Here is a 26,120-nt window from a genome sequence, read left to right as displayed (position 1 = left end):
CGGCCCCGCCAGGGTGGCGAGGCCGGTGCAACTGCGCTGTGTATCAAACAAAAACGCGTTCCGGAGGCTGGCCCTGCGCCGGACGTGTACACGAGGGCCATTGCTAATATCATGGCAGAAGTAGTAGACAACTTCGACTGGGACAACGTTTCAGCCAACGCTTTCGGTGGTAACTACACCGCTGAGCAGCGCGCCGAAATGGAGCAGATGTACAGCAGCACGCTGACCACTGTTCAGGAGGAAGAAGTAATTAAAGGCACCGTGGTTGGTATCACCGACCGTGACGTAATCCTGAACATCGGCTTCAAATCCGATGGTCTGGTGCCCCTTTCCGAATTCCGCGATCTGCCCGAGCTGAAAGTAGGCGACGAGGTAGAGGTATTCATCGAGGACCAGGAAGACCAGAACGGTCAGCTGATCCTGTCCCGTAAGAAGGCCAAGATCAAGCAGGCTTGGAAGTCGATTTACGACGCTCTGGAGAATGACACCGTTCTGGAAGGCGTAGTGAAGCGTCGCACCAAAGGCGGTCTGATCATGGACCTGGACGGCGTAGAAGCCTTCCTGCCCGGTTCGCAGATCGACGTGAAGCCCATCCGTGACTTCGACATCTATGTGGGTCGTCGCATGGAAGTGAAAGTGGTGAAAATCAATGCTGCTTTCGACAACGTGGTAGTTTCGCACAAAGTGCTCATCGAGAAAGACCTCGAGAAGCAGCGCGAAGCCATCCTCAACAACCTGGAGAAAGGCCAGATCCTGGAGGGCGTTATCAAGAACATGACCAACTTCGGTGTGTTCATCGACCTCGGCGGCGTAGACGGTCTGCTGCACATCACGGACATTTCGTGGGGCCGTATCGCTCACCCGAGCGAAGTGCTGCAGCTGGATCAGAAGCTGAACATCGTAGTGTTGGACTTCGACGAAGCCAAGAAGCGTATCAGCCTCGGTCTGAAGCAGCTGACTCCCCACCCATGGGATTCGCTGCCCGCCGACATGGGCGTAGGCTCGAAGGTGAAAGGTCGTATCGTGAATGTTGCCGACTACGGTGCGTTCATGGAAATCATCCCCGGCGTAGAAGGCCTGATCCACGTTTCAGAAATGAGCTGGAGCCAGCACCTGCGTAACCCGCAGGACTTCATCAAGCAGGGCGACGTAGTGGAGGCTCAGATCCTGACCCTCGACCGTGAAGACCGCAAGATGAGCCTGGGCATCAAGCAACTGACCGAGGATCCGTGGACCCGTGGTGACTTCGCTACGAAGTACGCCGTTGGTACCAACCACAACGGTCTGGTGCGCAACCTGACCAACTTCGGCCTGTTCGTAGAGCTGGAAGAAGGTGTTGACGGCCTCGTGCACGTGTCCGACCTGTCGTGGACCAAGAAGATCAAGCATCCTTCGGAAGTAGTGAAGGTAGGTGACCGTCTGGACGTGGTAGTGCTGGAACTGGACGTTGCTAACCGTCGTCTGGCCCTGGGCCACAAGCAGCTGGAAGAAAATCCCTGGGATACGTTCCAGACGGTATTCACCCCCGGCTCGGTGCACAAGGCTACCATCACCGAGAAAACCGACCGTGGTGCGGTGCTCGAGCTGCCTTACGGCATCGAAGGCTTCGCATACCCCAAGTCCTTGGGTAAAGAAGATGGCTCGCAGGCTGAAAACGGCGAAACCCTCGACTTCCGCGTGGTTGAATTCTCGAAAGATGACCGTCGCGTAGTACTGTCGCACTCCGCGGTGTACAACCAGCAGGCTGAGGAGGATACGCGCAACTCGAAATTTGCCAAGAAGAAGCCCACCACGGGCTCTGCTGCTCCGGCCGCTGGCGAAGGCAAAGTTGCCGATCTGAAGAAAGCTGAAAAGTCGACCCTCGGCGACCTGGATGCTCTGTCGGCTCTGCGCGACAAAATGCTGGGCAACGAGCAGGGCGCTGAGTAATCAGCCACCGGCTTTTGCCACTTGAAGAAGGCCCCGGAGCAATCCGGGGCCTTTTTTGTAGAGTGGCGCTTTACAGCGCTAGTGCGTCGTGGCTGCCCGCTACTGTGAGCCGGTATAACTTTTCTCACACGCTCCCAGCGCCTTACCAGCAAGTGCCAACGAAAACAGGCCGCCGGCTTGGCAGAAGTGGGATTAAGGTGTATGTTTGCATCCTCAAAGCCCCTGGTGACGTGACCGAGTGGCTAGGTAGAGGTCTGCAAAACCTCCTACAGCGGTTCGAATCCGCTCGTCACCTCTTCCTGTTTTCAGTGCCTAGTGCCCCGGTTGATTAGCCCCGACCGGGGTTTTTTGCGTCTGGGCCAGCGGGTAGAAAAAAACTTGCCGACCTTGGAGGCTGAGAATGACCCGCTAAGCTCAAGCGTAGGGTGCCCCATGTATAAAAGGTTTGCTGCGGTATAATCCCTACATTCAATTCCGCGTAGAAACGCGCACGCAACGATAATTTCCACCTCTCTCCCCACATGAAGATACTTGACCTTCGCACGATGCGCGGCCCCAGCTACTGGTCCGTGAAACATTACAAACTGATTGTAATGAAGGTGGATATGCAGGATCTGGCTGATGTATGGTCAAACAACATGCCCGCCCTGGCCGAAAACTTACCCAGTCTGCTACCAGAGCTATTGGAGCTGCAACCGCACCAGGAAGCTGGCAAACACGGGCCTAAAAACCCGCCGCTCACCGAAGAACAACTGCAGGATGGTGAACCCCTGGGCCACGTTATCCAACAGGTAGCCTTGGCCCTGCAACGCACGGCTGGTATGCCGGTATACTGGGGAAAATCGTACCCGGCGCACCAGGAGGGGGTGGAGTTTGTGGTATTCAGCTACCAAGAGGAGAGGGCCGGACGCATGGCCGCTGAGGCCGCCGTGCAATTGGTAGATGACCTCTGCCACGGCCGGGAGGTAAGCGTGAAAGCCATTGTGGATGAACTGCACGAAATCCGGGAGGAAGAATTCTTTGGTCCCAGCACATACAGCATCGTAGCAGAAGCCGCCTCGCGCAACATTCCCTACATCCAGCTCAAGAACAGCAGCATTATCCAGCTGGGCTATGGGGTTAATCAGAAGCGCATCTGGGCTACTACCACCAGCTACACTTCCCACGCCGGGGTAGAAGTAGCTGGTAATAAAAACCGCACTAAAGCCATGCTGAAGGATGCGGGCGTGCCCGTGCCTTACGGTACCACCGTGTACTCCGAGGACGGCTTGCGGGACGCAGTAGAAGAGTTGGGCTTTCCCATCGTGACCAAGCCCCTGGACGGCAACCACGGTAAAGGCGCCACCATCCGGATTATGAACTGGGATGATGCGGTGGAAGGCCTGAAAGCAGCGCAGAAGTACTCTCGCGCCGTAATTGTGGAGCAGTTCATTGAGGGCGACGACTACCGCATGCTGGTAGTAAACGGCAAGCTCATTGCTGCCGCCAAGCGCACCCCAGCCGCCGTAACCGGCAACGGGCAGCACACTATTCAACAGCTGATTGAGGAAGTTAACAAAGACTCCCGCCGGGGCTTCGGTCACGAGAAGGTGCTGACCAGCATCAAGGCCGACCAGCACACCCTGGACATTCTCACCAAGCAAGATCTGACGCTGGACTCGGTGTTGCCGGCCGGGCAGACGCTGTACTTGAAAAGCACCGCCAACATCAGCACCGGCGGTACTGCTACTGACGTCACCGACCTGGTGCACCCTTACAATCTGCTGCTGGCGGAGCGCGTGGCCGGTATCGTGGGGCTCGATATCTGCGGTATTGATTTGCTGACCTCTGACATTGCCATTCCGTTGAATGAAACGCGCGGCGCCGTAATTGAGGTAAATGCCGCTCCGGGTTTCCGTATGCACATTTCACCCACGGAGGGCCTGCCGCGCAACGTGGCGGCGCCGGTGGTAGATATGCTGTTTCCGCAGGGCAGCACGGCCCGCATTCCAATCTTTGCGGTAACCGGCACCAACGGCAAAACCACTACCTCCCAGCTGCTGGCCCACATTGTGGCTTCGAAGGGCTATAAAGTAGGTTTCACCACCACTAACGGTATTTATATTCAGGGGGTGCAGCTGCAAAGTGGCGACTGCACCGGCGGGGTAAGTGCCGAGTTTGTGCTGAAAGACCCTACCGTGAACTTTGCCGTGCTGGAAACGGCCCGCGGCGGCATGCTCCGCTCGGGCCTGGGCTTCCATACCTGCGACGTAGCTATTGTGACCAATGTAGCCGCCGACCATTTGGGCATGCGCGACATTTACACGGTGGAGGAAATGGCGGCCGTGAAAGGCGTATTGCCCCGCACCGTGCGCAAAAACGGCTGGGCCGTACTCAACGCCGACGACGACTTGGTGTACGCCATGCGCGAGAAGCTGGAGTGCCGTGTGGCGCTGTTCAGTATGGATGAGCACAGCCCCCGCATCCGGGAGCACGCCGAGCAAGGTGGATTGGCGGCCGTGTACGAGGAAGGCTACATCTCGATTTACAAAAACAGCTACAAGCTGCGCATCGACCGGGCCGCGGAATTCCCAATTACGTTTGGCGGGCGGGCCACCTTCAACATCGAAAACTCCCTGGCGGCCGCCCTGGCCTGCTACTGCTACGGCTTCGACAAGGACGATATCAAGTTGGCGTTGCGTACGTTTGTGCCCTCGGCGGCCAAAACCCCGGGCCGCATGAACGTCTATAAATTCCCGCAGTTCGAGGTAATTGTCGACTATGCCCACAACACCCACGGCATCGAGAAATTTGCTCAGTTCCTGAATGCCACGGAGGCCACGCACAAAGTAGGGGTTGTATCGGGGCTGGGCGACCGGCGCGACGAGGACACGCTGGGCTTCTCCCGCATTGCGGGTACAATCTTTGATGAGGTAGTGCTGCGTCAGGACCGGGACCTGCGGGGCAAAACTGCCGAGCAGCTTAAGGAAATCATGGAGCGCGGCCTGCGGCTGGATAACTCTGAGTTGCCCATTACCTACATCGAAAACGAAATGGATGCTATTGACCACGTGCTGGCTACTGCTAAGCCGGGCTCAGTGGTAGTGCTGTTCACGGAGAATATCAAGGCTACACTCAAGAAACTCGACGACTTCGAGGCTTCCTTGGCCCAATAGGTGTTTCTGGCCCCACTCCAGCGTTTTAGCAGCCGCTTATTCCTACAGAAACCAAGCAGCGCCGCCCATTGGGGCGGCGCTGCTTGCGGTTTGGGCAGTCTGGTCTTCTGGCCGCAGCGGCTGATTTAGGGTTGTCCCTCGGTCTTTACGCCGGCGTGGCCCGAGCGGCCCAGGCCTGCTTCGTCACCTCGAATACGAAATTGAGCTTGGGCTGCTCACCATAGTATGTGACTTCCTGCTCGTCAACCTTGGTGGCTCCCAAGCGCTGAATGGCAATTTGTGACCGTACGTTGTCCGCTCCGATGTGAAAGCGCACAGTATGCACAAACTGAAACGCGTAGTCTAGCAGCAGCTTTTTTACGGCTGGGTTGATGCCCTTGCCCCAGGATTGGGTTCCGTAGAAGGTATACCCGATAAGAATGCTGTTGTCCTGGGCAGAATAGTCGTAGAGACGGGTGCTACCTACGGTAGCCCCCGTGGCCTTGTCCACAATCTTAAAGGCTCCTTGGCTTTGCATGGCCCCCGCAAAGAAGGTGGTGAAAACCGGCTTCTGCCATCGGTCCTTGTTGGGGTGTTGCTCCCAGATTTTGGGGTCGGCAGCTACTGCGTATAAGTCAGCAAAATCCTCTTGCTGCAGAGGAAGCAACCGGATAGCATCGGTTTCCAGAATGGGTTGAAGCGGGAAGAGCGGCATAATGGTTGAGGTGAAGGTGATTTTCTGCTCCTGAATGCAGCTGTCTGCCGCCAGGCCCTAAGCCAAAGAAGCGCCGACCACTGGGGCCGGCGCTTCTTTTAGAGTAGCTGCATGTACGCTTCCTTAACTTAGGTGAGGCGTGCTAACGGTCGGGCTGACTATTTCAGCGTGAAGGTGGTTTTTCCAATCATCACGCCGCCTTCGTACAGCTCCACGGTGTGGAGGCCGGTTTTGTAGGCCGCGCCTTTGGCGTAGAGAAACTGCACGGGCTGGCGGGTATTATCGAACACAATATCCTGCTTGGCCGTGTAGAAGGCTTCAGCGCCGTCAATCATGAAGGTGCCGCCGCCGGTGCTCAGGTTATAGAGGGCGGCGCCATCGGGCTCAATCAGGCGCATCATGATTTGCTTGGTTTCCTTCGGCGACACATCGTTGCGGCCCAGATTGAAGGTAATCTTGATTTTCTCGACGCGTTTGGCCTTGAACTCGTTGTCGTCGTCGGCCTTTTCTTTTTCGCGGCTATTTACTACGCCTACCCGAATGTTCTCGGCCTGCAGGCGTGAGGCCACAGCCACTTTCTCGCTCAGCTCCTGATTGGAACGCACTACCGTCGAAATAGTATCGGTGAGCTTGTTTTGGCGCTCTTTCAGCGTGGTAGTTTCAGTGTAGAGGGCTTCGTTGTCGGCTTTCAGCTGGGCGATTTCCTCGTCCTTCTTCCGCAGCTGCGTTTCGAAGTTGGCGGCGCGTTGCTTGAAGCGCTGCTGCTCGGCAATGCTAAAGCTGCCGGCCCGGAAGGAGCGGAGCTTCAACAGGTCAGCATTGATTTGGGACAGCTTGGCTTCTAAAGAGTCGTTGGCCAGGCCCATGCCCTGTACTTCCTGGCTTTGGCGCTCATAATCGGCCTTCAGGGTTTCGTACTGCTTGATTTGCTCTTCCAGCTTAGCATCCTTGGTCACCACATCAGCCTGCAGCTGCTCATTCTGCTTGCTTTTCTGCTGGTTCATGTAGAAAAGCACGCCATTGATGCCCAGCAGGACCAGAATCAGGGCCACAATCAGCAGGACGCGGTTGTTGTTCTTGGGCTCGGGGCTGTGGTCTTGTTCCATTGCAGGAGGGGTTAAGTGAAAGCCCGGAGAGTCCGGGCGCAGGTAGTACCTTTAGGGCAAAAATAACGGAGTTCCGTACCCAGGCAAGTGCCGAAGATACAACCCTGCCGCAATTATGCTTCCGGATTCGCCACTTGATGCCGCCTACTGGCAGCAGCGCTACGTAAGCGGCCAAACCGCCTGGGATACGGGCCGGATAACGCCGCCCCTGCAGGAATATTTTGCCCAACTCGGCCCACCGGATGCCCGGCGAATTCTGATTCCGGGGGCAGGGCGCGCCTATGAGGCTGAGTATCTGCATGCTGCCGGCTGGCAAACTATAATAGTGGCCGATGTAGCACCTGAACCGTTGCAGAACCTCCAACAACGTGTGCCCGGCTTCCCAGCGGAGCATTTGCTACTCATCGATTTTTTTGCGCTGGAGCCCATGCCCCCCTTCGACCTCATCGTGGAGCAAACCTTTTTCTGTGCCCTCGACCCCGCCTTGCGCCCGGCCTATGCCCGACAATGCGCCCACCTGCTGCGGCCCGGTGGTACGCTTATGGGGTTGCTCTTCGATACGGAGTTCAGCAAGCCCGGCCCCCCGTTTGGTGGCTCCCGCGAAGAATACCGGGCATATTTTGCGCCCTACTTCGAGTTCGTGCATTTTGATACGGCCACCAACTCCCTGCCGCCTCGCCGGGGGAGGGAGCTATTCATTTGCCTGCGTCGAAAAGAAATGAATTGAGTATGATGCCAACGCCACGCCGGGTTGCATTCACCTTGTTATTGGTGCCAGTCGCTGCGCTGTGGCTTGTGAGCATCTTAGCAGTCATTTCATTCGCCTACGCTATTTTCCGCACGTTTTTGTTTCCCTACACGGAACAGGAGTTAGTCCAGACAGTATTGTGGGAATCTGAAGACAGAGATGTTTACGTGCTGTTCTTTTTGTTAAGCTTTGTGGCACTATGCATCTTTTCTTGGGTGCTAAAGAAAACCGTGTATTTGCTACGATTGCGCGCTGGAAGCCATTCTAACACAGTAGCGCTAGTTTAAAAAACTGTTCACCTTCATCATTCTTGCCCTCCTATGCTTGCCCAACTCGCCACCGCGCTGCCCCACTTTCGCAATACTAACTCCGGCCAGTTTTTCCTGATGGCCGGGCCCTGCGTGATTGAGGGCGAAGACATGGCCCTGCGCATTGCTGAGCAGGTACGTACCATCACCGACCGGCTCCAGATTCCCTTCATCTTCAAAGGCTCCTACCGCAAAGCCAACCGCAGCCGCCTGGATTCTTACACCGGCATCGGCGACGAGAAAGCCCTGCGAATTCTGCAGAAAGTAAGTAAGGAAATTGGCGTGCCTACCGTCACGGACATTCACGAATCGGAGGAAGCGGCTATGGCCGCCGAATACGTAGATGTGCTGCAGATCCCGGCCTTCTTGTGCCGCCAGACCGATTTACTGATTGCCGCCGCAAAAACCGGCAAAGTGGTGAACGTGAAGAAAGGCCAGTTTTTGAGTGGCGAATCCATGCAGTTCGCGGTGGACAAGGTGCGCCAGTCGGGCAACCCCCACGTTATCCTCACCGACCGGGGCAACTCCTTCGGCTATTCTGATTTAGTGGTGGACTACCGCAACCTGCCCATCATGCGCGAGTTCGGGGTGCCCGTAGTGATGGACGTGACCCACTCCCTGCAGCAGCCCAACCAGAGCAGCGGCGTAACCGGTGGCAAGCCCCAACTTATTGAAACCATTGCCAAGGCTGCCATTGCCGTGGGTGCCGATGGCCTGTTCATCGAAACCCATCCTACGCCCGCCACGGCCAAATCCGACGGGGCCAACATGCTGGCGCTGGATGGGTTGGAAACCCTGCTGCGTAAGCTGACCCGGGTGCGCGAGGCCATTCGGGAAGATGCTGCCGCTGGTATTATGCCTCTGTAAGCCTAGGAGCTAATCCGGTATTATAGCCAAAGGGTCGTTATGCACTGCGTAACGACCCTTTGGCTATTAGGAAGCCAGGAATTTAATCCGTTCCAGCATCTTATCCAGTAGGTTATTGAAGCGGAGGGTAAAGTGTTGCTTAGGCTGGTTGCGGCGGAAGAATACCAGTCCGATATAAAACAGGTCGATGGTTAGGGTCACGTCGGGGTGCTGTTTCACTGCTTCCCAGGCCCGCTCCATTTCCTTCGACCAGTGAATATCGTCCAGTACGAACACGCTGTGCTCGGTGCGGTGCTGGTTTAACAGTTCGAAGTAGCGTAGAGTGGGCTCATATCGGTGGTTGCCGTCGAAGAAGGCAAAATCAACGGGCGTTTTCAGAGTGGCCACAGTAGGAGCGAGGGTGTCGTCGAGGTTGCCTTCCACAATTTCCGCGTTGCGCGCTTGCACGGCCTCAAATGTGCGTTGGGCTACGGCGGCCGTAGCCGGGCAGCCTTCAAAAGTTACCACCCGGGCCTGCGTAGTAGCCAGAGCCAGGTAGGAAGTAGTCAGGCCCAGGGAAGTGCCGAGTTCTACCACCGTGCGCGGCTGAAAGTGGTTTACTAAGCGAAACAACAGCTGACCCAACTCTGGGGGTTTGGCGGCGGTGCGGGCAATGTCGCGCAGGCGGCGGGTACGGCCGGCACCCGTGCGGGAGCCTGCACCAAAATCCCGCACCTGAATAGTGGTGGCATCGTGGTACAGCTCTACGCGGCGGTTTTCTACCACGTCGTAGGCCCCAAAGTTGCCGTCGTGGTTGATGACGTGTGCGTACAAGCTAAATACGAAAGGGGAGTGCAGCCCGTGCGCGTTGCCCGAGCGCCACAGAAACCGAAAAAAACTGAAAACCTGAAAGAGCAAAGCGCGCAGAAGCTGAAGTGGATTGCCCTCCTGGCAGGTGTGCCAGCAAAGCCGCCCGAAGATACAAGCAATACAAAAGCCGCCTCGAATCATTCGGGGCGGCTTTCGGTAACAAGCTCAGAAACAGACCTACATAGTGAGATGCTGGCAGGTAGCGCCAGCATTATTCCGCTACGTTGGGCCTTAGTTGAGGCGGTAGGGTACTACCAGCGTGAACTCCGGAATTTCAACGGCAAATTCGCTGCCGTCCATTTGGCGCTCCATCTGGTAAGAGCCGCGCATTTTGCCCACGCCCGACTTCAGGTTGCAACCCGACACGTACTGGTGCGACTCGCCGGGCTCCAGCACGGGCTGCTGGCCCACTACCCCTTCGCCTTCTACCTCGCGCACTACGCCGTTGGCATCGTAGATGTACCAATGCCGGCGCAGTAACTTCACGGTATACTCGCTGTTGTTGCGGATATCAATTTTATAGGCAAAGACGTAATGCTCCTGGCCCGGGCTTGAATAATCGGGTAGGTAATTTGTCGTAACACTCACGGTCACGCCTTGGGTGGTCGTCGTATTCATAACGTCTGGAGTTCCGAGAAGAGAAAAAAGCTAACAGCCGTATGCGGAAGTTAGTTTATCTACGCAGCCGGTGCACCTCTTGGCCCACCCACCCGAAAAATAATCCTCCCCCGTATGTCTGTAAAGATAGAAGAAAGCTGGCGCAAGGTACTAGCCGCCGAATTTGAGAAACCGTATTTCCAGCATCTTATTGCCTTTGTGAAGGGCGAATATGCCACGGCCACAGTATACCCGCCCGGCCCTCAAATTTTTCATGCCTTTGATGCCTGTCCCTTTGACCAGGTAAAGGTGGTTATTCTGGGTCAGGACCCCTACCACGGCAAAGGCCAGGCCCACGGCCTCAGCTTTTCCGTGGCGCCCGGCGTACGTACCCCGCCTTCTTTGCACAATATTTTTAAGGAGCTGCAGAGCGACCTGCCGGGTACGCCCGCTCCGCCCGATGGCAACCTAGACCGGTGGGCGCAGCAGGGTGTGCTGCTGCTCAACGCCACCCTCACGGTGCGGGCCAGTGACCCGGGCAGCCACCAGAAAAAAGGGTGGGAGCAGTTCACCGACGCCGTTATCCAGCAAATTTCTGACCGGAAGGAGCACGTTGTGTTTATCCTGTGGGGAGCCTACGCGCAGAAAAAAGGGGAAATCATTGATGTCAAAAAACATCTGGTACTGAAAGCGGCTCATCCTTCGCCCTATGCCGCCGACCGGGGCTTTTTCGGCAGCCGGCCCTTCAGCCAGACCAATACCTATCTGGAGCAGCACGGCGAACAGCCCATTGTGTGGTAAACCAGCTCATAGATTTTTGCGCAGTATGACGGGCTTTAACGGATTACGTGCACGGTTGCACAAAGTGACCCGATGCGCTCCACCGCCCGCCAACAAAAGAGGCTTGCCAAATCGGCAAGCCTCTTTTGTTGTTGATAAGACGCGCGTAAAATCCGCGAGAACTTGTCCTAATCTGTGAGCTATGCTTAGTCCACCAAGTTGAAGAGGCGGTTCCAGCGGATTTTTTGCATGAAGGAAGCGTGCGGGTCCATTGACAGCCAAATAAGTACGGCCTTGCCCACAATGTGGTCGGCGGGCACAAAGCCCCAGAAGCGCGAGTCAAGGGAGTTGTGGCGGTTGTCGCCCATCATGAAATAGTAATTCTGCTTGAAGGTGTAGCTTTTCAATGGCTGCCCGTTCTGCAGAATCTGGCCGTTGGCATCCACGCTCATGCCCTCATTGTGCTCATAGCGCAGAATAATTTTCTGGTACAGGGCCGAATTTTGGGGCGTTAGCTGCACCGTTTGGCCCTCCTTCGGGATTTGGATGGGTCCGTAGTTGTCCTTATTCCAAGTGGGGAAGGGCAAGGGATTTTGTACCGTAACGGACTGGTTAGGAATGTAGTCCGGCACGTTGGGGAATACCTGCTGCCCCCGCTCCGGCTGCCCAACCGGCGTTTGCAGGTTGATGATGCCCTTCACGTAGGACTGCTGCTTGAAGTACTCGTAGGCCGCCTGGGTCATGTGCACTTCGTAGCCGATGCCATACTGCTCGGTTTGCATCTGGGGGGGCACGCCATCGGGGGTATCGTAGTTTACCACACCAAATTTGCGGAAGTCCTCGGCCAGGTTTTCCCCCGTCGGGATTTGCAGGAAGTAGCTGCTCTGCATTTCCGGGTAGTTTTTGGCGGGCTTGCCGTTGATGAACACCTGGCCCTGCTTAATTTCCAGCGCGTCGCCGGCAATGCCGATGCAGCGCTTGATGTAGTTGGTGCGCAAGTCGGCGGGGTGCTCGGCCTCAAACGGCACGTTGAACACCACCACGTCGTTGTTCTTTACCTCCGAGAAGCCCGGCAGCCGGTAGCTGGGTAGCTGAATCAGGTCGGAGTAGCTTTTCAGGCTAGTGCCCCACACTGTTTGGTGGGTAAGCGGAACCTGCAGGGGCGTTTGCGGGGTGCGCGGGCCGTAATGAAGCTTGCTCACAAACAGGTAGTCGCCCACCAGTAAGGAGTGCTCCATGGAGGGCGTTGGAATCGTGTAGGCCTCAAAGGTGGCCCAGCGAATAAGAGTAGCCGCTACTACCGCAAACAGAATGGCATCGGCCCACTCGCGCGTGGCACTCTTGCGCTTTTTAGGTTCCTTGCCGGGCGTTACGGGAGTTGCCGGATTTTTCTCAAGGTATTTCTCCCAGGATTGTACTGCCATAGTAAGTCAGAGGCCAGAAAAGTAGAGGCGGCCGGAGCCGTTCCGGATTAACGCCGGAAGATGCGAAATAATGCGGGAAGAGGTGAAGTTGTGAAAGGTGAAGTTGTGAAATGCATTGTCTCTGGATTTCACAACTTCACCTCTTACAGCCCCAGCAAATCCTTCATGCCGAACACGCCTTGGCGGCCGGGCAGCCACTCGGCGGCCAGCAGGGCACCCTGCACAAATCCGTCGCGGGTGTGGGCTTCGTGCTTTAGCTCAATGGAGTCGGCGGGGGAGGTATACGTAACAATGTGGGTGCCTACCACCGCACCCTCCCGCTCCGATAGCACCGCTAACTCCTGGGGCGTGGTAGCCGCCTCATTGCGCCAGGTAGTTTTGGCGGGAAAGTGGCGCAAAATGCCTTCGGCGGCCGTGAGGGCCGTGCCGCTCGGCTGGTCAACCTTCTGGGTATGGTGGATTTCCCGCACTTGCACGTCGTAGCCCCCAAACTGGTGCATCTTGGCGGCTATGTACTCGTTGAAGTGGAAGAACAGGTTGACACCCACACTGTAGTTGGAAGCGTAGAATAGCGGAGTGCCCGTTTGCTTGCTCAGGGCCTGAGCCTCGGCAAAATGATGCAGCCAACCCGTAGAGCCGCACACCACCGGAATTCCCTGTTGCAGGCAAGCCGCCACGTTCTGATAAGCCGCATCGGGGTGCGTAAACTCAATGGCCGCGTCTGCCTCGGCCGGGGAGAAATCGGAAATCTGTGCGGTAGGGTGGGAAGGGTCTACGATACCGGCAATTTGGTGGCCCCTGGCAATAGCCTGGGCTTCGATGGCCCGGCCCATTTTGCCGTAACCAATCAACAGGAGTTTCATACAAAAGAAGAGTTCAGATACGCAGATACCAACGGCGGGCCGAAGCCAAGAGCCGGTACCTGTTATTTCAGGTGCAAGGTAAGCGCCAGGCCCGCGGTGGGCCCCGCGGTGGGGGTAGTGGGCAGTACAGCCGGGTCGAGGCGCAGGCTCAGATCCTCACTGATGTCGAAGTCGCGCAGGTGAGCGGCCACCAGCGCGTCCAGGATGGTGATGCCGTACACTACGGCGTTGTAGGCAATAAACGTGTCGCGGTAGCGGCGGTAAAACACAACGCCCCGCTGGATATTCTCAATACTGGTTTCCTGGCTCACCAACTCGCCTTTAAGCTCGGCAATAGGAGTGCGCTTTTGGGTGTACTCCTTCTTGCCGTTGGAGTATTCTTTGTACCGTGACTGGTAATGATACAGCCCGTAGCCCGTAGCCCCCAGGCCCCCATACACCAAGGGCAGTTTCCAGTACTGTCGGTTATAAATTTGACCAGAGCCCGGCAGCACCAGCGCCAGCAGCGCAGCTTTTTGCGGGCGGGTCACGCGCCTACCAAACAGCTTTTCTGTCCGTCGCAAAGAATCTGAAACGGAGCGGGTAGCTACTTTCGAGGAATCGGGGCCGGTTGTAACAGTTTGTGCGTGGGCCGTCAGGCTACCCAGCAGCAAGAGGATAAAGGCCGCATACCACTTGAATAATGTGTTCATAGGGTAGAAGGTAGGGACGCAGATGATTTTACCTGCAGTTGCAGCTGCAGACCGGTTGCCAGGCCGCCTCCCGTGGCCAGGGGCAATACGCTGGGCTGTATTCGCAGGGCCAATTCCTCGCTGATGTCAAACTCCCTGAGGTGAGCGTCAACCAAGGCATCCAGCACTACCATGCCATAAGTCAAGCCCAGGTAGCCGATAAACGTGTCGCGTTGGGTGCGGTACCTATCCAGGCCGGTGGCTACTCCCCGCACACTTTTCTCCTGCGTTACCAGTTTGCCGCTGAGCTCCGGAATGGTTTTGCCGGCCGATAACTCCCGCGACGCTACCGCATACTCCTGGTAGCGAGTTTGGTACTGATACAAACCATACCCCACGCCCCCGAGGGCTCCATATACCAGCGGGAGCTTCCAGTATTTGCGGTTGTACACCTGCCCGGCTCCGGGTAACAGCACTGAAAGCAGCACTGCCTTTTTAGGGCGGGAGAGGGCTGTACCAGTACCCAACCCGGATAGAGGCCGCCGCGCAGAATCACGCACCACCGCCTGAGCTTGAGCCGCCCCTGCCAGTCCACTCAACAATACAACAGCAGCGGTAATGCGGATAGATGCCATTGGCAGGAGAAAGAAAGGGGCGGAACGATGTTCCGCCCTTTGGTAGTGTTCTAGGCTGGCTGCAGAATGTGGAGGATGCGTTGCATATCCTCTACTGAGTCAAAGGCAATTTTAATTTCGCCCCGGCCCTGGGGGCCCGGTTTCACCAGTACCCGGCTGCCAAACCGCTCCGAAAGGTGGCGCTCGGCCCGCTTGAGCTCAGCCTGGGGCACAGCGGGGGGAGCGGGCTGGGTAGGTTTCTTCTCGGTTTCGGCGGCGCTGCCGTTGCGCACCAGCTGCTCCACCCGGCGCACCGACATATCCTCGGCCACGATGCGGTGGAACAGGGCTAGCTGCTGGTCAACGCTGTCGATGGTAATGAGGGCGCGGGCGTGGCCCATGCTGATGACACTGTCGCGCAGACCAATCTGAATATCGGGCGGGAGCTTGAGCAGGCGCAGATAGTTGGTTACCGTGGAGCGGTTCTTACCCACCCGGTCGCCCAGTTCTTCCTGCTTGAGGTTACACTCACTAACTAGGCGCTGGTAGCTGAGGGCAATTTCGATGGCATTGAGATTTTCGCGCTGGATGTTCTCAATCAGGGCCATTTCCAGCATCTGCTGGTCGTCGGCCTTGCGGATGTAGGCCGGAATGGAGTCCAGGCCGGCCAGCTTGGAGGCCTGCAAACGCCGCTCCCCGCTGATGAGCTGGTAGGCGTTGGTGCCAGTCTGGCGCACCGTCACGGGCTGGATGATGCCCTGGATTTTGATGCTCTCGGCCAGTTCCTGCAGCGCGTCCTGGTCGAAGTGGGTGCGGGGCTGGTAGGGGTTGGCCTGGATATGACCCACCGGAATCAGGCCCACGGAGTTTACGGGGTGGGGCACCAGGCCCAGCCGTTCGCTCTTTTTCTCGTAGCTGCCTTCAATGAGGGCATTCAGGCCGCGGCCCAGGCCGCCAATCTTGCGCTTGGGCGCGGCAGCGGCCGGAATATTCTTCTCTTCGTTTTTCTCAGACATACCTGCAAGCAACGCTCACCCATTAGCACGGAGGTGGAAGCGGGATTCAAAAATACACAAACGCCCGGGATGCCGGTACATTTTGTTCCACGCGAAATAAAAAACGTGGAACACTGTGGGCAACGGCCCGCAGAAGCGTGCTAAAGGGGAACAAAAAGGCCGGCGAGTGTCGCCGGCCTTTTTGTTTCTACGCTGCGGTATCCTCCGTGGCCTCCTCGGGCTCGTCGGCCGCTTCCACGTTTTTCTCCACTATTTCGCGGGCCAGGTTTAAGTAGCTGATGCTGCCCTTGCTCTCGGCGTCGTGCAGGATAACCGGAATACCAAAGCTCGGCGACTCCGACAGTTTCACGTTGCGCGGAATGATGGTATCGAACACCAGTTGCTGGAAGTGCAGCTTTACTTCCTCCACTACCTGATTGCTCAGGCGCAGGCGCACATCGTACATGGTGAGCAGAATGCCCTCAATTTCCAGCTCCTCGTTCAGACGGCTCTGGATGATTTTGACGGTGTTGAGCAGCTTGCCCAACCCTTCAAGGGCGAAGTACTCGCACTGCACCGGAATGATAACCGAGTGTGCGGCCGTGAGGGCATTCACCGTAATCAGACCCAGGGAAGGCGAGCAGTCGATGATAATGAAGTCGTACTGGTCGGCCAGGGGCCGGAGCGCGTCCTTCATCTTTTCCTCCCGGTTGGGCAGGTTGATCATCTCCACCTCAGCGCCTACCAGGTCAATGTGGGAGGGCATCAGGTCGAGGTGGGGGAGCAGGGTAGTTTGCAGGATGATATCCTGGGCGTTGATGCCATCCACCATGCATTCGTAAATGCTGTTCTGAATGTCCTTCGGGTCGAAGCCGACGCCGGAAGTGGCATTAGCCTGCGGGTCGGCATCCACGAGCAGGGTCCGATACTCCAGCGCTGCCAGGGAGGCCGCGAGGTTAATCGAGGAGGTGGTTTTGCCGACCCCACCCTTTTGGTTGGCTACCGCAATGATTTTGCCCATGTAGTTGAAGCAGTTAGCTAACGGCAGTGCGCTGTCAGCTTATCTCAGATTATGCAAAAGAAGAAGAAGCGGCCAATTCCCAATGGGAAGTAGCTGCCCGGTTTACAAGGAAGCGGCTTCGCCTACGCTCAGCAGTACCAGTTCTTTGCCGGCTTGTGCGGCTTTGGCCTTGGCTTCCTCGTGGTTGATGGTAATGACCGGAAAAGAATCATAGTGCATGCCGATGATTTTGGAAGCCCCAACCCAGTCGGCGGCTACCAGCGCATCGTCAACGCCCATGGTGTAATGGTCGCCGATGGGCAGAATGGCTAAATCCAGCTTATGCCGCTCCCCAATGAGTTTCATGTCGTAGGTGAGGGCCGTGTCGCCGGCGAAGTAGAAGGTTTTGCCCTCGGCCTTCACAATGTAGCCAGCAGCTACGCCTCCGTATGAACCATCGGGCAACGAGCTGGAGTGGGCGGCGGCTACCATCGTCACGCTGCCGAAGGGCAGGTGCAAGGTGCCGCCCAGGTTCATACCCACGGTTTTTAGGCCTTTCTGCTCAAACCAACCGGCTATTTCAGCAATGGCTACCACCTGCGCGCCGGTGCGCTTGCCAATTTCTTCAGCGTCAGCCACATGGTCGCCGTGGCCGTGGGTGATGAGAATGTAGTCGGCTTGGATGGCGTCAACATCAACGTCTTTTGCCAGCGGGTTGGGCCGGATGAAGGGGTCGAAAAGCACTTTGCTGCCACCGGCTTCCAGCAGGAAGCAAGCGTGGCCGTAGTAGGTCAGGGTCATAGAAAACGGAGCAGGGCGGGCAGCCAGTGGGCTACAAACCCCGGATGGGATACCTTTGCAAATATACACTGTTTCGCCGTTCCCATGTTCCCGTTTTCGCGCCGTGTTGTTGGTTTTGCCCTGTTACTGCTTGGTTTGCTGGCGGCCTGCTCCGAGCAAAGTCCGGCTACCGATGCCCGGCGGGTGTTCCGCTACAATCAGCCTGAAAGCCTGACCTCGTTGGACCCGGCCTTCGCCCGCAACCAGGCCAACACCTGGGCCGTGACCCAGCTTTACAACGGCTTGGTTGAGCTGGACGACAGCCTCAAGCCCGGCCCGGCGGTGGCCCGCCGCTACGACATCAGCCCCGATGGCCGCCGCTACACCTTCACGCTTCGGCCCGATGTGCAGTTTCACGACTCGGAGGTTTTCCCCGGCGGCAAGGGGCGGCGCGTAATGGCTCAGGACTTCGTGTACTCGTTCCGGCGGCTGCTGAATGGAGCTACGGCTAGCCCCGGCGGCTGGATTTTCCGGGGCAAGGTGCTGGAAAAAGCCGATGGGGAGCCTTCGGATACCTGCTTTGTAGCCGTGAATGACTCTACCCTACGGATTCATTTGCAGGAGCCGTTCATCCCGTTCCTGGGGATTCTGACGATGCCCTACGCCTATGTGGTGCCGCTGGAGGCGGTGCAGAAGTGGGGTAAGGACTTCCGGGAACACCCGGTGGGCACGGGGCCGTTCCGTTTTAAGGAGTGGGACGAGGGCAATGCTATTATCTACCACCGAAACCCCGCGTACTGGAAAACGGATGCTCAGGGCCAGCGACTCCCGTACTTGGATGCCGTGCAGATCAGCTTCATTCAGGACCGTAAAACGGAGTTTCTCACCTTCATGCAGGGTAAGCTGGACTTCCTGAGTGGTATCAGAAGTGGCTCCCGCGACCTGATTATGTATCCCGATGGCACCGTGCGGGAGGATTTCAAGGGCAAGTTCCGGCTGCAGAAGGTGCCTTACCTTAATACCGAATACCTGGGCATGCAGCAGGACCTCACCAACCTGCGCGGCGACAACCTCACGACCGGCCGAGCCCTGCAGGACAAGCGCGTGCGCCAAGCCCTAAACTACGCCCTCAACAAGCCCGAGTTTCTGGCCTACTTTCTCAACAACGTGGGCAAGCCCGGCAATTCGGGTTTCGTACCGGCTTCATTACCTTCCTTCAGCGCCAAAAAGGTGCCCGGCTACACCTACCAGCCCGAGAAGGCCCGACAACTGCTGCGTGCCGCCGGATACGGCCCCGGCAAGCCTCTGCGCCTGCGCCTGAATACGGTGGCCGAGAGCAAGGAGTTTTGTGAGTACTACCAGAAAAAATGGGCCGAAGTGGGCGTGCAGGTGGAAATTGACGTGAACCAGGGTGCGGCCCACGGCGAAATGATTGACAACGGCCGCGCCGCCTTCTTCACCCGCAGCTGGCTGGGCGACTACCCCGACGCCGAAAACTACCTGGCCCTGTTCTACAGCCCCAACTTCGCCCCGGCCGGCCCCAACAAAACCCACTTCAAGCGCCCCGCCTACGACCAGCTCTACCAGCAAGCCAAGCTGGAGCAGGACGCCGACAAACGTTATGCCCTCTACCAGCAAATGGACCGCTTGGTAACCGAGGAGTGCCCCGTTATTGCCGTGTACTACGACGAAGTGGTGCGCCTCACCCAGAACAACGTGCAGGGCCTCACCCCGAACCCCATGAACCAACTGGTGCTGGAGCGGGTGCGGAAGCAATAAGAGAAGTAGAACTTAGATGGTAGAACAAAGAGCTTAGAATGCAGCTGGGTTATGCGCTGTATTCTAAGCTCTTTGTTCTACCATCTAAGTTCTAACCTACGGATTTGTGCTCCACATGCCGGCTTCTTTGATGAAGATGCGGCGGTTGAGCTTGAGCTGGCTGACGATAATTTCGGCAATGTCCTCGGGTTGCATCACCTTGTCGGGGTTGCCGTCAGTGAGGTTATTGCTGACGGCCAGCTCGGTAGCCACGGTGCTGGGCGTGAGGGCCGAGACGCGGATATTTTGCTTGCGCACCTCCTGCATCAGGGACTCGGTGAAGCCCAGCAAGCCAAATTTGGAGGCGCTGTAGGCGCTGGTGGTAGCGGCGCCGCGCTGGCCGGCGGTGCTGGCCACGTTGATGATGTCGCCGGTCTGACGCTCCAGCATCTGGGGCAGCACGGCGCGCGTCACGTAGTACGCGCCCAGCAGGTTCACCCGGATGATGTTTTCCCATTCCTCGGGGTCCATGTCCACCACCTTGGCGAAGGTGCCGATGCCGGCGTTGTTGATGAGGATATCGATGGTGCCGAGTTGGCCCAAAGCCTGTTGCACGGCCGCTTCCACGGCGGTGCGGTCGGCTACGCTGGCGGTTACTACCACGGCCTGGCCACCCTGGGCTTCTATTTCGCGGGCTACTTCCTGCAGCTGCGTTTCGGTGCGGGCCAACAGGGCCACGCGCACACCTTCTTTGGCCAAAGCTACGGCCACGGCCCGGCCAATGCCTTTGCCAGCGCCCGTTACCAGGGCCGTTTTGCCAGTCAGATTTTCCATGAGTTGGATTAGGTTGAAAGGGAGAGTGGGTATAACCCGATTCCCCGGGAAAGGTTGGCCCGGTCCGGCGGGCGGAGCCCGTCGGGCCGGTTGCCGTAAACTGACGTTGGCTGACGTTGCACTATCTGTCAGGACGACAACCGGCCCGACGGGCTTTGCCCGCCGGACTGGGGCTGGGCAAAACCTGCTTATCTTTCTCCCCCTGGATATAACTCCCCCTTCTCCCATGAAAAAACTTGCCCTCACCGGTCTGCTGGCCGGGGCACTGCTGGCTGGCTGCAACCCGCAGAACAACTCCGCCGAAACCGGTGCCGCCACCGAAACCACGCTGGCTGATATGAAAGACCTGCCCACGCTATTTGAGGCGTATTGGGAGGAAAACGCCAAGCTGTTTCCGCTGGAGGCTACCGCCCAGGGCGACAACCGCTACAACGACCAGTTGCCCAACGACGGCACTAAAGCGTTCCGCCAGCACCTGCAGAACTTTTACCAGAAGTACCTGGACGGCTTGCACAAGTTCAATCGGGAAGAGCTGACAGCCAACGACAAAATCAGCTACGACATCTTTGAGTACGACCTGCAGAACAAGCTGGAAGGCCTGAAGCTGAACACCTGGATGCTGCCGTTTCAGCAATTTTGGGGGCTGCCTATCAGCCTGGGGCAATATGGCTCGGGTGAGGGAGTACAGCCGTTCAAAACGGCCAAGGACTACGACAACTGGCTGGGCCGCGCGAAGGGCTTTTCGGTATGGGCCGACACGGCCATCAGCAACTTCCGTCAGGGTATGAAGGCCGGTGTGGTGCTGCCCAAGGCGCTGGTAGTGAAGATGATTCCGCAGATGCGGGCTATGGAAACGCAGGAGCCCACCAAAAGTCTGTTTTACGGCCCTATCAACAAGCTGCCCGCCAGCCTGAGTGGTGCCGAAAAGCAACGCATTACGGAGGCCTACAAGAAAGCCATTCAGGAGGAGCTGGTTCCTACGTACAAGAAGCTCGGCGACTTTCTGGAAAAGGAATACCTGCCCAAAGCCCGGCCCAGTACCGGCATTGCCGCCATTCCGGGCGGAGCAGATATCTACAAATACTACGTGAAAACGTGGACGACTACCGATAAAACGCCCGAGGAAATCTACCAGACCGGCCTGAAGGAAGTGGCCCGCATCCGGGGCGAGATGGAAAAGGTAAAAGCGCAGGTCGGCTTCAAGGGCGACTTGCCGGCCTTCTTCGCCTCCCTGAAAACCGACCCCAAGCTGATGCCCTACAAAACGCCCGAGCAGGTGCTGGGCGCGTTCCGGGCCATCCAGGCCAAAATGCAGCCCAACCTGAAAAAGATGTTCGGCCGCACGCCCAAAACCCCGTTCGAAATTCGTCAGACGGAGGCGTTCCGGGCCGCTTCGGCTTCGGCCGAGTACAACCCGGGCAGCCCCGACGGCTCCCGCCCCGGCATTTTTTACATTCCTATTCTGGATGCTAGCACCTTCAACGTTACCTCCGGCATGGAGTCGTTGTTTTTGCATGAGGCCATTCCGGGCCACCATTACCAGACTTCTCTCCAACAGGAAAACACCGACCTGCCCAAGTTCCGGCGCTTTGCCTGGTACGGGGCCATGGGCGAAGGGTGGGCGCTGTACACCGAAAGTCTGGGCAAGGAGCTTGGCCTCTACACCGACCCTTACCAGTACATGGGCGCGCTGGGTGATGAAATGCACCGCGCCGTGCGCTTGGTAGTGGACGTGGCCATGCACTCCAAGAACATGACCCGCGAGGAAGCCATCAAGTATATGCTGGCCAATGAAGCCATTAGTGAGGAAGGCGCCACCGCCGAAATTGAACGCTACATGGCCATTCCGGGCCAGGCCCTGAGCTACAAAATTGGGGCCCTGCAAATCCGGGAGCTACGCCAGCGGTATGAGCAGCAGCTGGGAGCCCACACCGATAAGCTGCGCGAGAAGTATGCCGGCCAAAACCGCAGCCACTTCAGCCTCAGCGGCTTTCACGATGAGCTGTTGAAGGATGGCGTGATGCCCCTGGCCGTATTGGAGCGCAAAATGGACAACTGGGCTCGTAACCCCCAATAGAGTTTCAGCAGCGTATAGCACCCAGCGCAAAAAGGCCCGCAACACAAGTTTGCGGGCCTTTTTGCTTGAGAAGCCAGCCAAGTGGGGAGAGTAACCGTTAAAGCCACCATTGATTCTGCCGTCTAACTCCCCTAAATGATATGAGCAAACATCGTTGGCAAACCCTGGGCCTGGGCACTCTGGCCGGTTTTCGCAGCATGACAGCCCCGGCGTTGCTGAGCAGCAACCTGCTGACTTACCATCCGCGCGCCCTGGTCGGCTCGCCCTTGCGCTACCTGCAGAAACCTCTGGTAGCCCACGGCCTGAAGCTGCTGGCTGCTGGCGAGATGACGGCAGATAAGCTGCCTCAAATGCCCGACCGTATTACGCCCGTAGCGCTGCTGGGGCGGGCTGGGGCGGGCGCACTGGTAGGTGCCGCGCTCTACAAAATCAACCACGATAGTCAGTGGCGCGGTGCCCTGTTGGGCGGTGTGGCCGCCATTGCCGGCTCCTATCTGAGCTTCTTCCTGCGTAAAAAAACCACCGAGCAATCCGGCTTATCCAGCGGGCTAGTGGGTGGCCTTGAAGATGTGCTCACCTTGGCTTCCGGCCTGGCGCTAACCAAAGGAACGCATGCCGGGGAGCCCCAGTCGAGGCGTTGGTCTTTGTAAATTCTGGCTGGCTTCTACGTGAAAAAGGCGCCCTCGCTGTAGTGAGGGCGCCTTTTTCGTTGCATAGTTTCGCTGTTATTCCTCCCGGGCCGAGCCCCGGGCTTCCGTTGAGTTTTCGGGCATGGTGTTGGCCGGCGAGTTGGGGTTGCCAGGTGAGGCGTTCAGCCCGGCGTCGGCGGAGGTTTTCTGGTCGGCGGGGGAGCCGGTTCCGGCTGGCTGCGTTACCACTTGCTCCCCGCTGATGCTGTCGAGGTCGGTTTCGGTGGCGCGGGCCTTGGGGGCATCCGTGAAATCCTGGCTGGCCTGCGGGTCTTTGCCAGGCGTATTGTTATAGTCGCAGGCGGCGAGGGCCGTGGCCAGGCCAGCAGCCAAGGTGAGGGAGAGGAGGCGTTTCATGGTGAGAATGGGCGTGAAATATAAAATGAACAGAAGAATGCTAGTGGCCCGGGCCGGGCCCGGGGGCTGGCCCGGCTGGCACGGAGTTTTGCACGCTCTGCTGCTGTATAGCTCCGCTGGTACCCGTGGTATCGGCGGTAGTACCGGCCGCATTTCGGGCTTCGGCAGGCCGGGCTTTTTCGCCGCAACCAGCCAAGAGTGCCGTCAGGCCCACCGTGCAAGCTATTCTGGAAGCAAGGGTCATGCAAATGAGGTTAGAAGGCGTAAGGGGGCAAACGTGTGGGGCCGGGCTGCGGTTGCGCCCCACCTTGCCCGGTGGGCAGCAGCGGCTACCTTTGGCCCATGTCCCTTCCTGCCTACATGAACTGGAGCGGCGGTAAAGATTCGGCTCTGGCCCTCTACCATGCCCTGCGCAACCCCGCCCTGCACGTTACCGATTTGCTCACCAGCGTAAATGCCCACTACGACCGGGTTTCCATGCACGGCGTGCGGGTGGCGTTGCTGGAGCAGCAGGCCCACCGCATCGGGTTGCCACTCACCAAGCTGGAGCTGCCGGAAATGCCCGATATGGCGGAGTACGAAGCCCAGATGCGGGCTACTCTGGCTCCGCTGCAGGCCAAAGGAGTTCAGCGGGCCATCTTCGGGGATATTTACCTGGAGGATTTGCGCCGGTACCGCGAGCAGCAACTGGCCGGTATTGGGTTGGCAGCAGAGTTTCCGCTCTGGCAGCGGCCCAACGCCGAGCTGCTGCGCGAGTATCTGGAGTTGGGTTTTCGGGCCGTGGTGGTGTGCGTGAATGAGAAATACCTCGACCAAAGCTTCTGCGGCCGGGAGCTGAACGCCGACTTCCTGCGCGACTTGCCCCCCGGCGTTGACAGCTGCGGCGAAAACGGGGAATACCACAGCTTCGTGTTTGACGCCCCGTATTTCAGCAGCCCCATTCCGTTTGAGCGGGGCGAAATTGTGCGCCGGACCTACGCGTCCCCTGCCAGCACCACGTGCACCCCCGCGGAGGACCCCGACAGCCCTGCCGCGGCACCAGCACCCTCGCCCTTCACCACGGGCTTTTGGTACTGCGACTTACTGCCCGTAGCGCCAACCGCCCGTTGAGCCACTGAAACATTTGGCGCGGTTTGGCAGTCCCTATACCATCTCCAACCCGCCCATTTTCCCATGCCCGACGCATCGGCCACCATTCTTTTCGACGGGGTGTGCAACCTCTGCAACGGGTTCGTGCAGTTTGTTATTCGCCACGATGCCGCTGGCCGGTTCCGGTTTGCGGCGCTGCAGTCAGAGGCTGGGCAGGCGTTGCTGCGGCAGTACCAGCTGCCCACACCCTCCGAGCCCGACTCGGTTGTGCTGCTAACAGGCGGGCGGGCCTATACCCACTCGGCGGCGGCACTGGGGATTTTGCATGGGCTGGGCGGTGGTTGGCGGCTCGTGGCGCGGTTGGGTCAGGGGTTTCCTCGTGGCCTGCGTGATGCCGTGTACCGGCTTATTGCCCGCTACCGCTACCAATGGTTCGGGCGGCAGGATGCTTGTTGGCTACCCACACCTGAGCTGCGCGCCCGATTTCTTTAGCTTGTACTCTTTCTTTCTCCTCTTTTCCACCCCACATTATGCACGCTCTGGTATTAGCCGGTATTGATCAGCCCGCCGTTCTGCAGGAAGTTCCCACGCCTCAGCCTGGTCCGGGCCAGGTACAGGTGCTTCTACACGCCGCCGCCCTTAACCACCGCGACGTCTGGATTCAGAAAGGCCAGTATGCCGGCCTGAAATTTCCCATCATCCTCGGCTCCGATGGGGCGGGGGTGGTTACGGCCTTGGGCGACGGAGTGGATGCCAGTCTGCTGGAGCAGGCCGTTATCATTAACCCCGGCAGCAACTGGGGGCCCAACCCGGCTGCCCAGGGCCGCGAATTTCAGATTTTGGGCCTGCCCCAGGATGGCACGTTTGCCGAGTACGTGTGCGTACCAGTTCAAAATGTGCGGGCCAAGCCGGAACACCTCAGCTTTGAGGCAGCGGCTTCGTTGCCCCTGGGCGGCGTTACGGCATACCGGGCAATGTTCACGCGGGCCAATCTGCAACCCGGAGAGCGGGTACTGATTAGTGGAGTAGGGGGCGGAGTGGCCCTGCTAGCCCTGCAAATGGCGGTGGCCACGGGGGCCGAGGTCTGGGTTACCTCTGGCTCAGAAGAAAAAATTGCCCGGGCCGTTGAATTGGGCGCGAAGGGTGGCATCAGCTACCACACCGAGAACTGGCCAGCTATACTCACCAAGCAGGCCGGTGGTGGTTTTGATGTACTAGTGGACAGTGCCGCCGGCCCCGGCTTCAACCACTTAGTAGATGCTGCCAACCCCGGCGGGCGCATCGTATTCTACGGAGCCACCCAAGGTGACATGCCCGATGTATCAGCCCGCAAAATATTCTGGAAGCAACTGTCAGTGCTGGGCTCCACCATGGGTACCGCCCAGGATTTCGCCGCCATGGTAAGCCTGTTTGAGCAGTACCGCATCCAGCCCGTTATTGATGAAACCTTCCCGCTAGCCGAAGGCGAAAACGCTTTGCGGCGAATGGCGGATGGCTTGCAATTTGGTAAGCTGTTGCTAAAAATACGGGAGTAGCAAATAATTGGTTATTACTGGCAAAAACCAAGAAAATAGGTGGGTTGCGGGGAATCAAATGACTGCTAATATGGTTAGCTATTTAACAAACGAAGAACTAACTTGCTGCCATATGAAGACGCCCGCTGATTACCTTGCTTGCCCGGTTTTTGAGTTGACGTATCCTACCGGCGAAGCTGCCGAGTCGGTACCGGTAGTAGCCTATAACGACGCCGTGCGTGCCGTGGAAGCCGCCCTGGCCGACGCCGAGAAGTATAAGTATCTGCTCATGCGTGCCCTACGCCGCAGTGGCTCGGCCCAACAGTACCCGGCTATGGTTGCCCTACCAGCTTCTGCCCCCGAAACTCCCGTCCTGCCCCTGTACTCGCCCGACGAACTAGCGGCTTAACAATAGATACCCT

Annotated in this window: 26 protein-coding genes and 1 tRNA gene; 13 read left to right on the top strand and 14 right to left on the bottom strand. The window is 58.0% G+C overall.

Annotation, left to right across the window (positions count from 1 at the left end; genetic code table 11):
• The first annotated feature begins 111 nt into the window (after window positions 1-111).
• The 3 genes from rpsA to cphA all read left to right on the top strand — a co-directional run bounded on the left by rpsA (window position 112) and on the right by cphA (window position 5,084).
• The gene (gene rpsA / locus ABIB60_RS08775) at window positions 112-1,929 is read left to right on the top strand and encodes a 30S ribosomal protein S1 (RefSeq protein ID WP_354579227.1); all 1,818 of its coding nucleotides are present in this window, start codon (window positions 112-114) and stop codon (window positions 1,927-1,929) included.
• Between the two features lie 224 nt (window positions 1,930-2,153).
• Window positions 2,154-2,224, top strand: a tRNA-Cys gene (locus ABIB60_RS08770).
• A gap of 226 nt (window positions 2,225-2,450) precedes the next feature.
• Window positions 2,451-5,084 (top strand): cyanophycin synthetase, encoded by a 2,634-nt coding sequence (gene cphA, locus ABIB60_RS08765; RefSeq protein WP_354579226.1) that lies wholly within the window; start codon window positions 2,451-2,453, stop codon window positions 5,082-5,084.
• 145 nt (window positions 5,085-5,229) lie between these two features.
• Here cphA and ABIB60_RS08760 read toward each other — a convergent pair whose 3' ends face one another.
• Window positions 5,230-5,778 (bottom strand): GNAT family N-acetyltransferase, encoded by a 549-nt coding sequence (locus ABIB60_RS08760; RefSeq protein ID WP_354579225.1) that lies wholly within the window; start codon window positions 5,776-5,778, stop codon window positions 5,230-5,232.
• A 158-nt stretch (window positions 5,779-5,936) separates the two neighbouring features.
• Entirely contained in the window at window positions 5,937-6,884 is a 948-nt protein-coding gene (locus tag ABIB60_RS08755; protein ID WP_315998635.1) for a DUF8428 domain-containing protein, read from the bottom strand.
• Between the two features lie 115 nt (window positions 6,885-6,999).
• Between ABIB60_RS08755 and ABIB60_RS08750 the strand changes: the two genes are divergently transcribed.
• Together ABIB60_RS08750 and kdsA are read left to right on the top strand one after the other, a co-directional pair.
• Window positions 7,000-7,611: a methyltransferase domain-containing protein gene (locus ABIB60_RS08750; RefSeq protein ID WP_354579224.1), complete on the top strand. Its 612-nt coding sequence runs from the start codon at window positions 7,000-7,002 to the stop codon at window positions 7,609-7,611.
• Between the two features lie 341 nt (window positions 7,612-7,952).
• On the top strand, window positions 7,953-8,807 hold the full coding sequence (gene kdsA / locus ABIB60_RS08745) for a 3-deoxy-8-phosphooctulonate synthase (protein ID WP_354579223.1): 855 nt from the start codon (window positions 7,953-7,955) through the stop codon (window positions 8,805-8,807).
• A gap of 66 nt (window positions 8,808-8,873) precedes the next feature.
• Here the strand turns inward: kdsA and ABIB60_RS08740 are convergent, their stop codons facing one another.
• Entirely contained in the window at window positions 8,874-9,620 is a 747-nt protein-coding gene (locus tag ABIB60_RS08740; protein WP_354579221.1) for an O-methyltransferase, read from the bottom strand.
• Between the two features lie 267 nt (window positions 9,621-9,887).
• A complete protein-coding gene (gene apaG / locus ABIB60_RS08735; protein ID WP_315998639.1) occupies window positions 9,888-10,274 on the bottom strand; it encodes a Co2+/Mg2+ efflux facilitator ApaG/CorD in 387 nt (128 codons plus the stop codon).
• Between the two features lie 114 nt (window positions 10,275-10,388).
• On the opposite strand from apaG, the gene ung reads away from it, so the two are divergent.
• Window positions 10,389-11,054: a uracil-DNA glycosylase gene (gene ung / locus ABIB60_RS08730; RefSeq protein ID WP_354579219.1), complete on the top strand. Its 666-nt coding sequence runs from the start codon at window positions 10,389-10,391 to the stop codon at window positions 11,052-11,054.
• 185 nt (window positions 11,055-11,239) lie between these two features.
• Here ung and lepB read toward each other — a convergent pair whose 3' ends face one another.
• The 7 genes from lepB to ABIB60_RS08695 all read right to left on the bottom strand — a co-directional run bounded on the left by lepB (window position 11,240) and on the right by ABIB60_RS08695 (window position 17,401).
• Window positions 11,240-12,457 carry a signal peptidase I gene (gene lepB, locus ABIB60_RS08725; RefSeq protein WP_354579217.1) on the bottom strand — a complete coding sequence of 406 codons (1,218 nt, stop codon included), beginning with the start codon at window positions 12,455-12,457 and terminating at the stop codon, window positions 11,240-11,242.
• 143 nt (window positions 12,458-12,600) lie between these two features.
• A complete protein-coding gene (gene dapB, locus ABIB60_RS08720) occupies window positions 12,601-13,320 on the bottom strand; it encodes a 4-hydroxy-tetrahydrodipicolinate reductase (RefSeq protein WP_354579216.1) in 720 nt (239 codons plus the stop codon).
• 62 nt (window positions 13,321-13,382) lie between these two features.
• Complete coding sequence (locus ABIB60_RS08715; protein ID WP_354579214.1) at window positions 13,383-14,012, bottom strand: DUF5683 domain-containing protein; 630 nt, start codon at window positions 14,010-14,012, stop codon at window positions 13,383-13,385.
• Window positions 14,009-14,626: a DUF5683 domain-containing protein gene (locus ABIB60_RS08710; protein ID WP_354579213.1), complete on the bottom strand. Its 618-nt coding sequence runs from the start codon at window positions 14,624-14,626 to the stop codon at window positions 14,009-14,011. Before ABIB60_RS08710 ends, ABIB60_RS08715 begins: the two co-directional genes overlap by 4 nt.
• A 50-nt stretch (window positions 14,627-14,676) precedes the next feature.
• The gene (locus tag ABIB60_RS08705) at window positions 14,677-15,621 is read right to left on the bottom strand and encodes a ParB/RepB/Spo0J family partition protein (RefSeq protein WP_354579211.1); all 945 of its coding nucleotides are present in this window, start codon (window positions 15,619-15,621) and stop codon (window positions 14,677-14,679) included.
• Between the two features lie 187 nt (window positions 15,622-15,808).
• On the bottom strand, window positions 15,809-16,621 hold the full coding sequence (locus ABIB60_RS08700) for a ParA family protein (protein WP_315998646.1): 813 nt from the start codon (window positions 16,619-16,621) through the stop codon (window positions 15,809-15,811).
• A gap of 102 nt (window positions 16,622-16,723) precedes the next feature.
• Window positions 16,724-17,401: a metal-dependent hydrolase gene (locus ABIB60_RS08695; protein ID WP_354579210.1), complete on the bottom strand. Its 678-nt coding sequence runs from the start codon at window positions 17,399-17,401 to the stop codon at window positions 16,724-16,726.
• Window positions 17,402-17,485: 84 nt separating this feature from the next.
• On the opposite strand from ABIB60_RS08695, the gene ABIB60_RS08690 reads away from it, so the two are divergent.
• Window positions 17,486-19,159, top strand: a complete 1,674-nt coding sequence (locus ABIB60_RS08690) for an ABC transporter substrate-binding protein (RefSeq protein ID WP_354579209.1) — start codon at window positions 17,486-17,488, stop codon at window positions 19,157-19,159.
• A 96-nt stretch (window positions 19,160-19,255) separates the two neighbouring features.
• Here the strand turns inward: ABIB60_RS08690 and ABIB60_RS08685 are convergent, their stop codons facing one another.
• Window positions 19,256-19,972 (bottom strand): 3-ketoacyl-ACP reductase, encoded by a 717-nt coding sequence (locus ABIB60_RS08685; RefSeq protein WP_354579207.1) that lies wholly within the window; start codon window positions 19,970-19,972, stop codon window positions 19,256-19,258.
• Between the two features lie 226 nt (window positions 19,973-20,198).
• Here ABIB60_RS08685 and ABIB60_RS08680 point away from each other — a divergent pair, with 226 nt between their 5' ends.
• Together ABIB60_RS08680 and ABIB60_RS08675 are read left to right on the top strand one after the other, a co-directional pair.
• Window positions 20,199-22,049 (top strand): DUF885 domain-containing protein, encoded by a 1,851-nt coding sequence (locus ABIB60_RS08680; RefSeq protein ID WP_354579206.1) that lies wholly within the window; start codon window positions 20,199-20,201, stop codon window positions 22,047-22,049.
• A gap of 140 nt (window positions 22,050-22,189) precedes the next feature.
• A complete protein-coding gene (locus ABIB60_RS08675) occupies window positions 22,190-22,699 on the top strand; it encodes a DUF4126 family protein (protein ID WP_354579204.1) in 510 nt (169 codons plus the stop codon).
• 75 nt (window positions 22,700-22,774) lie between these two features.
• Here ABIB60_RS08675 and ABIB60_RS08670 read toward each other — a convergent pair whose 3' ends face one another.
• Window positions 22,775-23,095 carry a hypothetical protein gene (locus tag ABIB60_RS08670; protein ID WP_354579202.1) on the bottom strand — a complete coding sequence of 107 codons (321 nt, stop codon included), beginning with the start codon at window positions 23,093-23,095 and terminating at the stop codon, window positions 22,775-22,777.
• A gap of 40 nt (window positions 23,096-23,135) precedes the next feature.
• A complete protein-coding gene (locus tag ABIB60_RS08665; protein ID WP_354579200.1) occupies window positions 23,136-23,339 on the bottom strand; it encodes a hypothetical protein in 204 nt (67 codons plus the stop codon).
• A 98-nt stretch (window positions 23,340-23,437) separates the two neighbouring features.
• Between ABIB60_RS08665 and ABIB60_RS08660 the strand changes: the two genes are divergently transcribed.
• From ABIB60_RS08660 to ABIB60_RS08645, 4 genes are all read left to right on the top strand, one after another.
• Complete coding sequence (locus ABIB60_RS08660) at window positions 23,438-24,205, top strand: Dph6-related ATP pyrophosphatase (protein WP_354579199.1); 768 nt, start codon at window positions 23,438-23,440, stop codon at window positions 24,203-24,205.
• A 63-nt stretch (window positions 24,206-24,268) separates the two neighbouring features.
• A complete protein-coding gene (locus tag ABIB60_RS08655) occupies window positions 24,269-24,676 on the top strand; it encodes a thiol-disulfide oxidoreductase DCC family protein (RefSeq protein WP_354579198.1) in 408 nt (135 codons plus the stop codon).
• Between the two features lie 38 nt (window positions 24,677-24,714).
• Window positions 24,715-25,719, top strand: coding sequence for a zinc-binding dehydrogenase (locus ABIB60_RS08650; RefSeq protein ID WP_354579196.1), 1,005 nt, complete (start codon window positions 24,715-24,717; stop codon window positions 25,717-25,719).
• A 112-nt stretch (window positions 25,720-25,831) separates the two neighbouring features.
• A complete protein-coding gene (locus ABIB60_RS08645; RefSeq protein ID WP_354579195.1) occupies window positions 25,832-26,107 on the top strand; it encodes a hypothetical protein in 276 nt (91 codons plus the stop codon).
• Window positions 26,108-26,120 lie beyond the last annotated feature (13 nt).

Source organism: Hymenobacter sp. UYP22 (assembly GCF_040547285.1).
Lineage (GTDB): Bacteria > Bacteroidota > Bacteroidia > Cytophagales > Hymenobacteraceae > Hymenobacter.
Note: the sequence above shows the minus strand (reverse complement) of the source record. Positions and strands in the feature narration are given on the sequence as shown.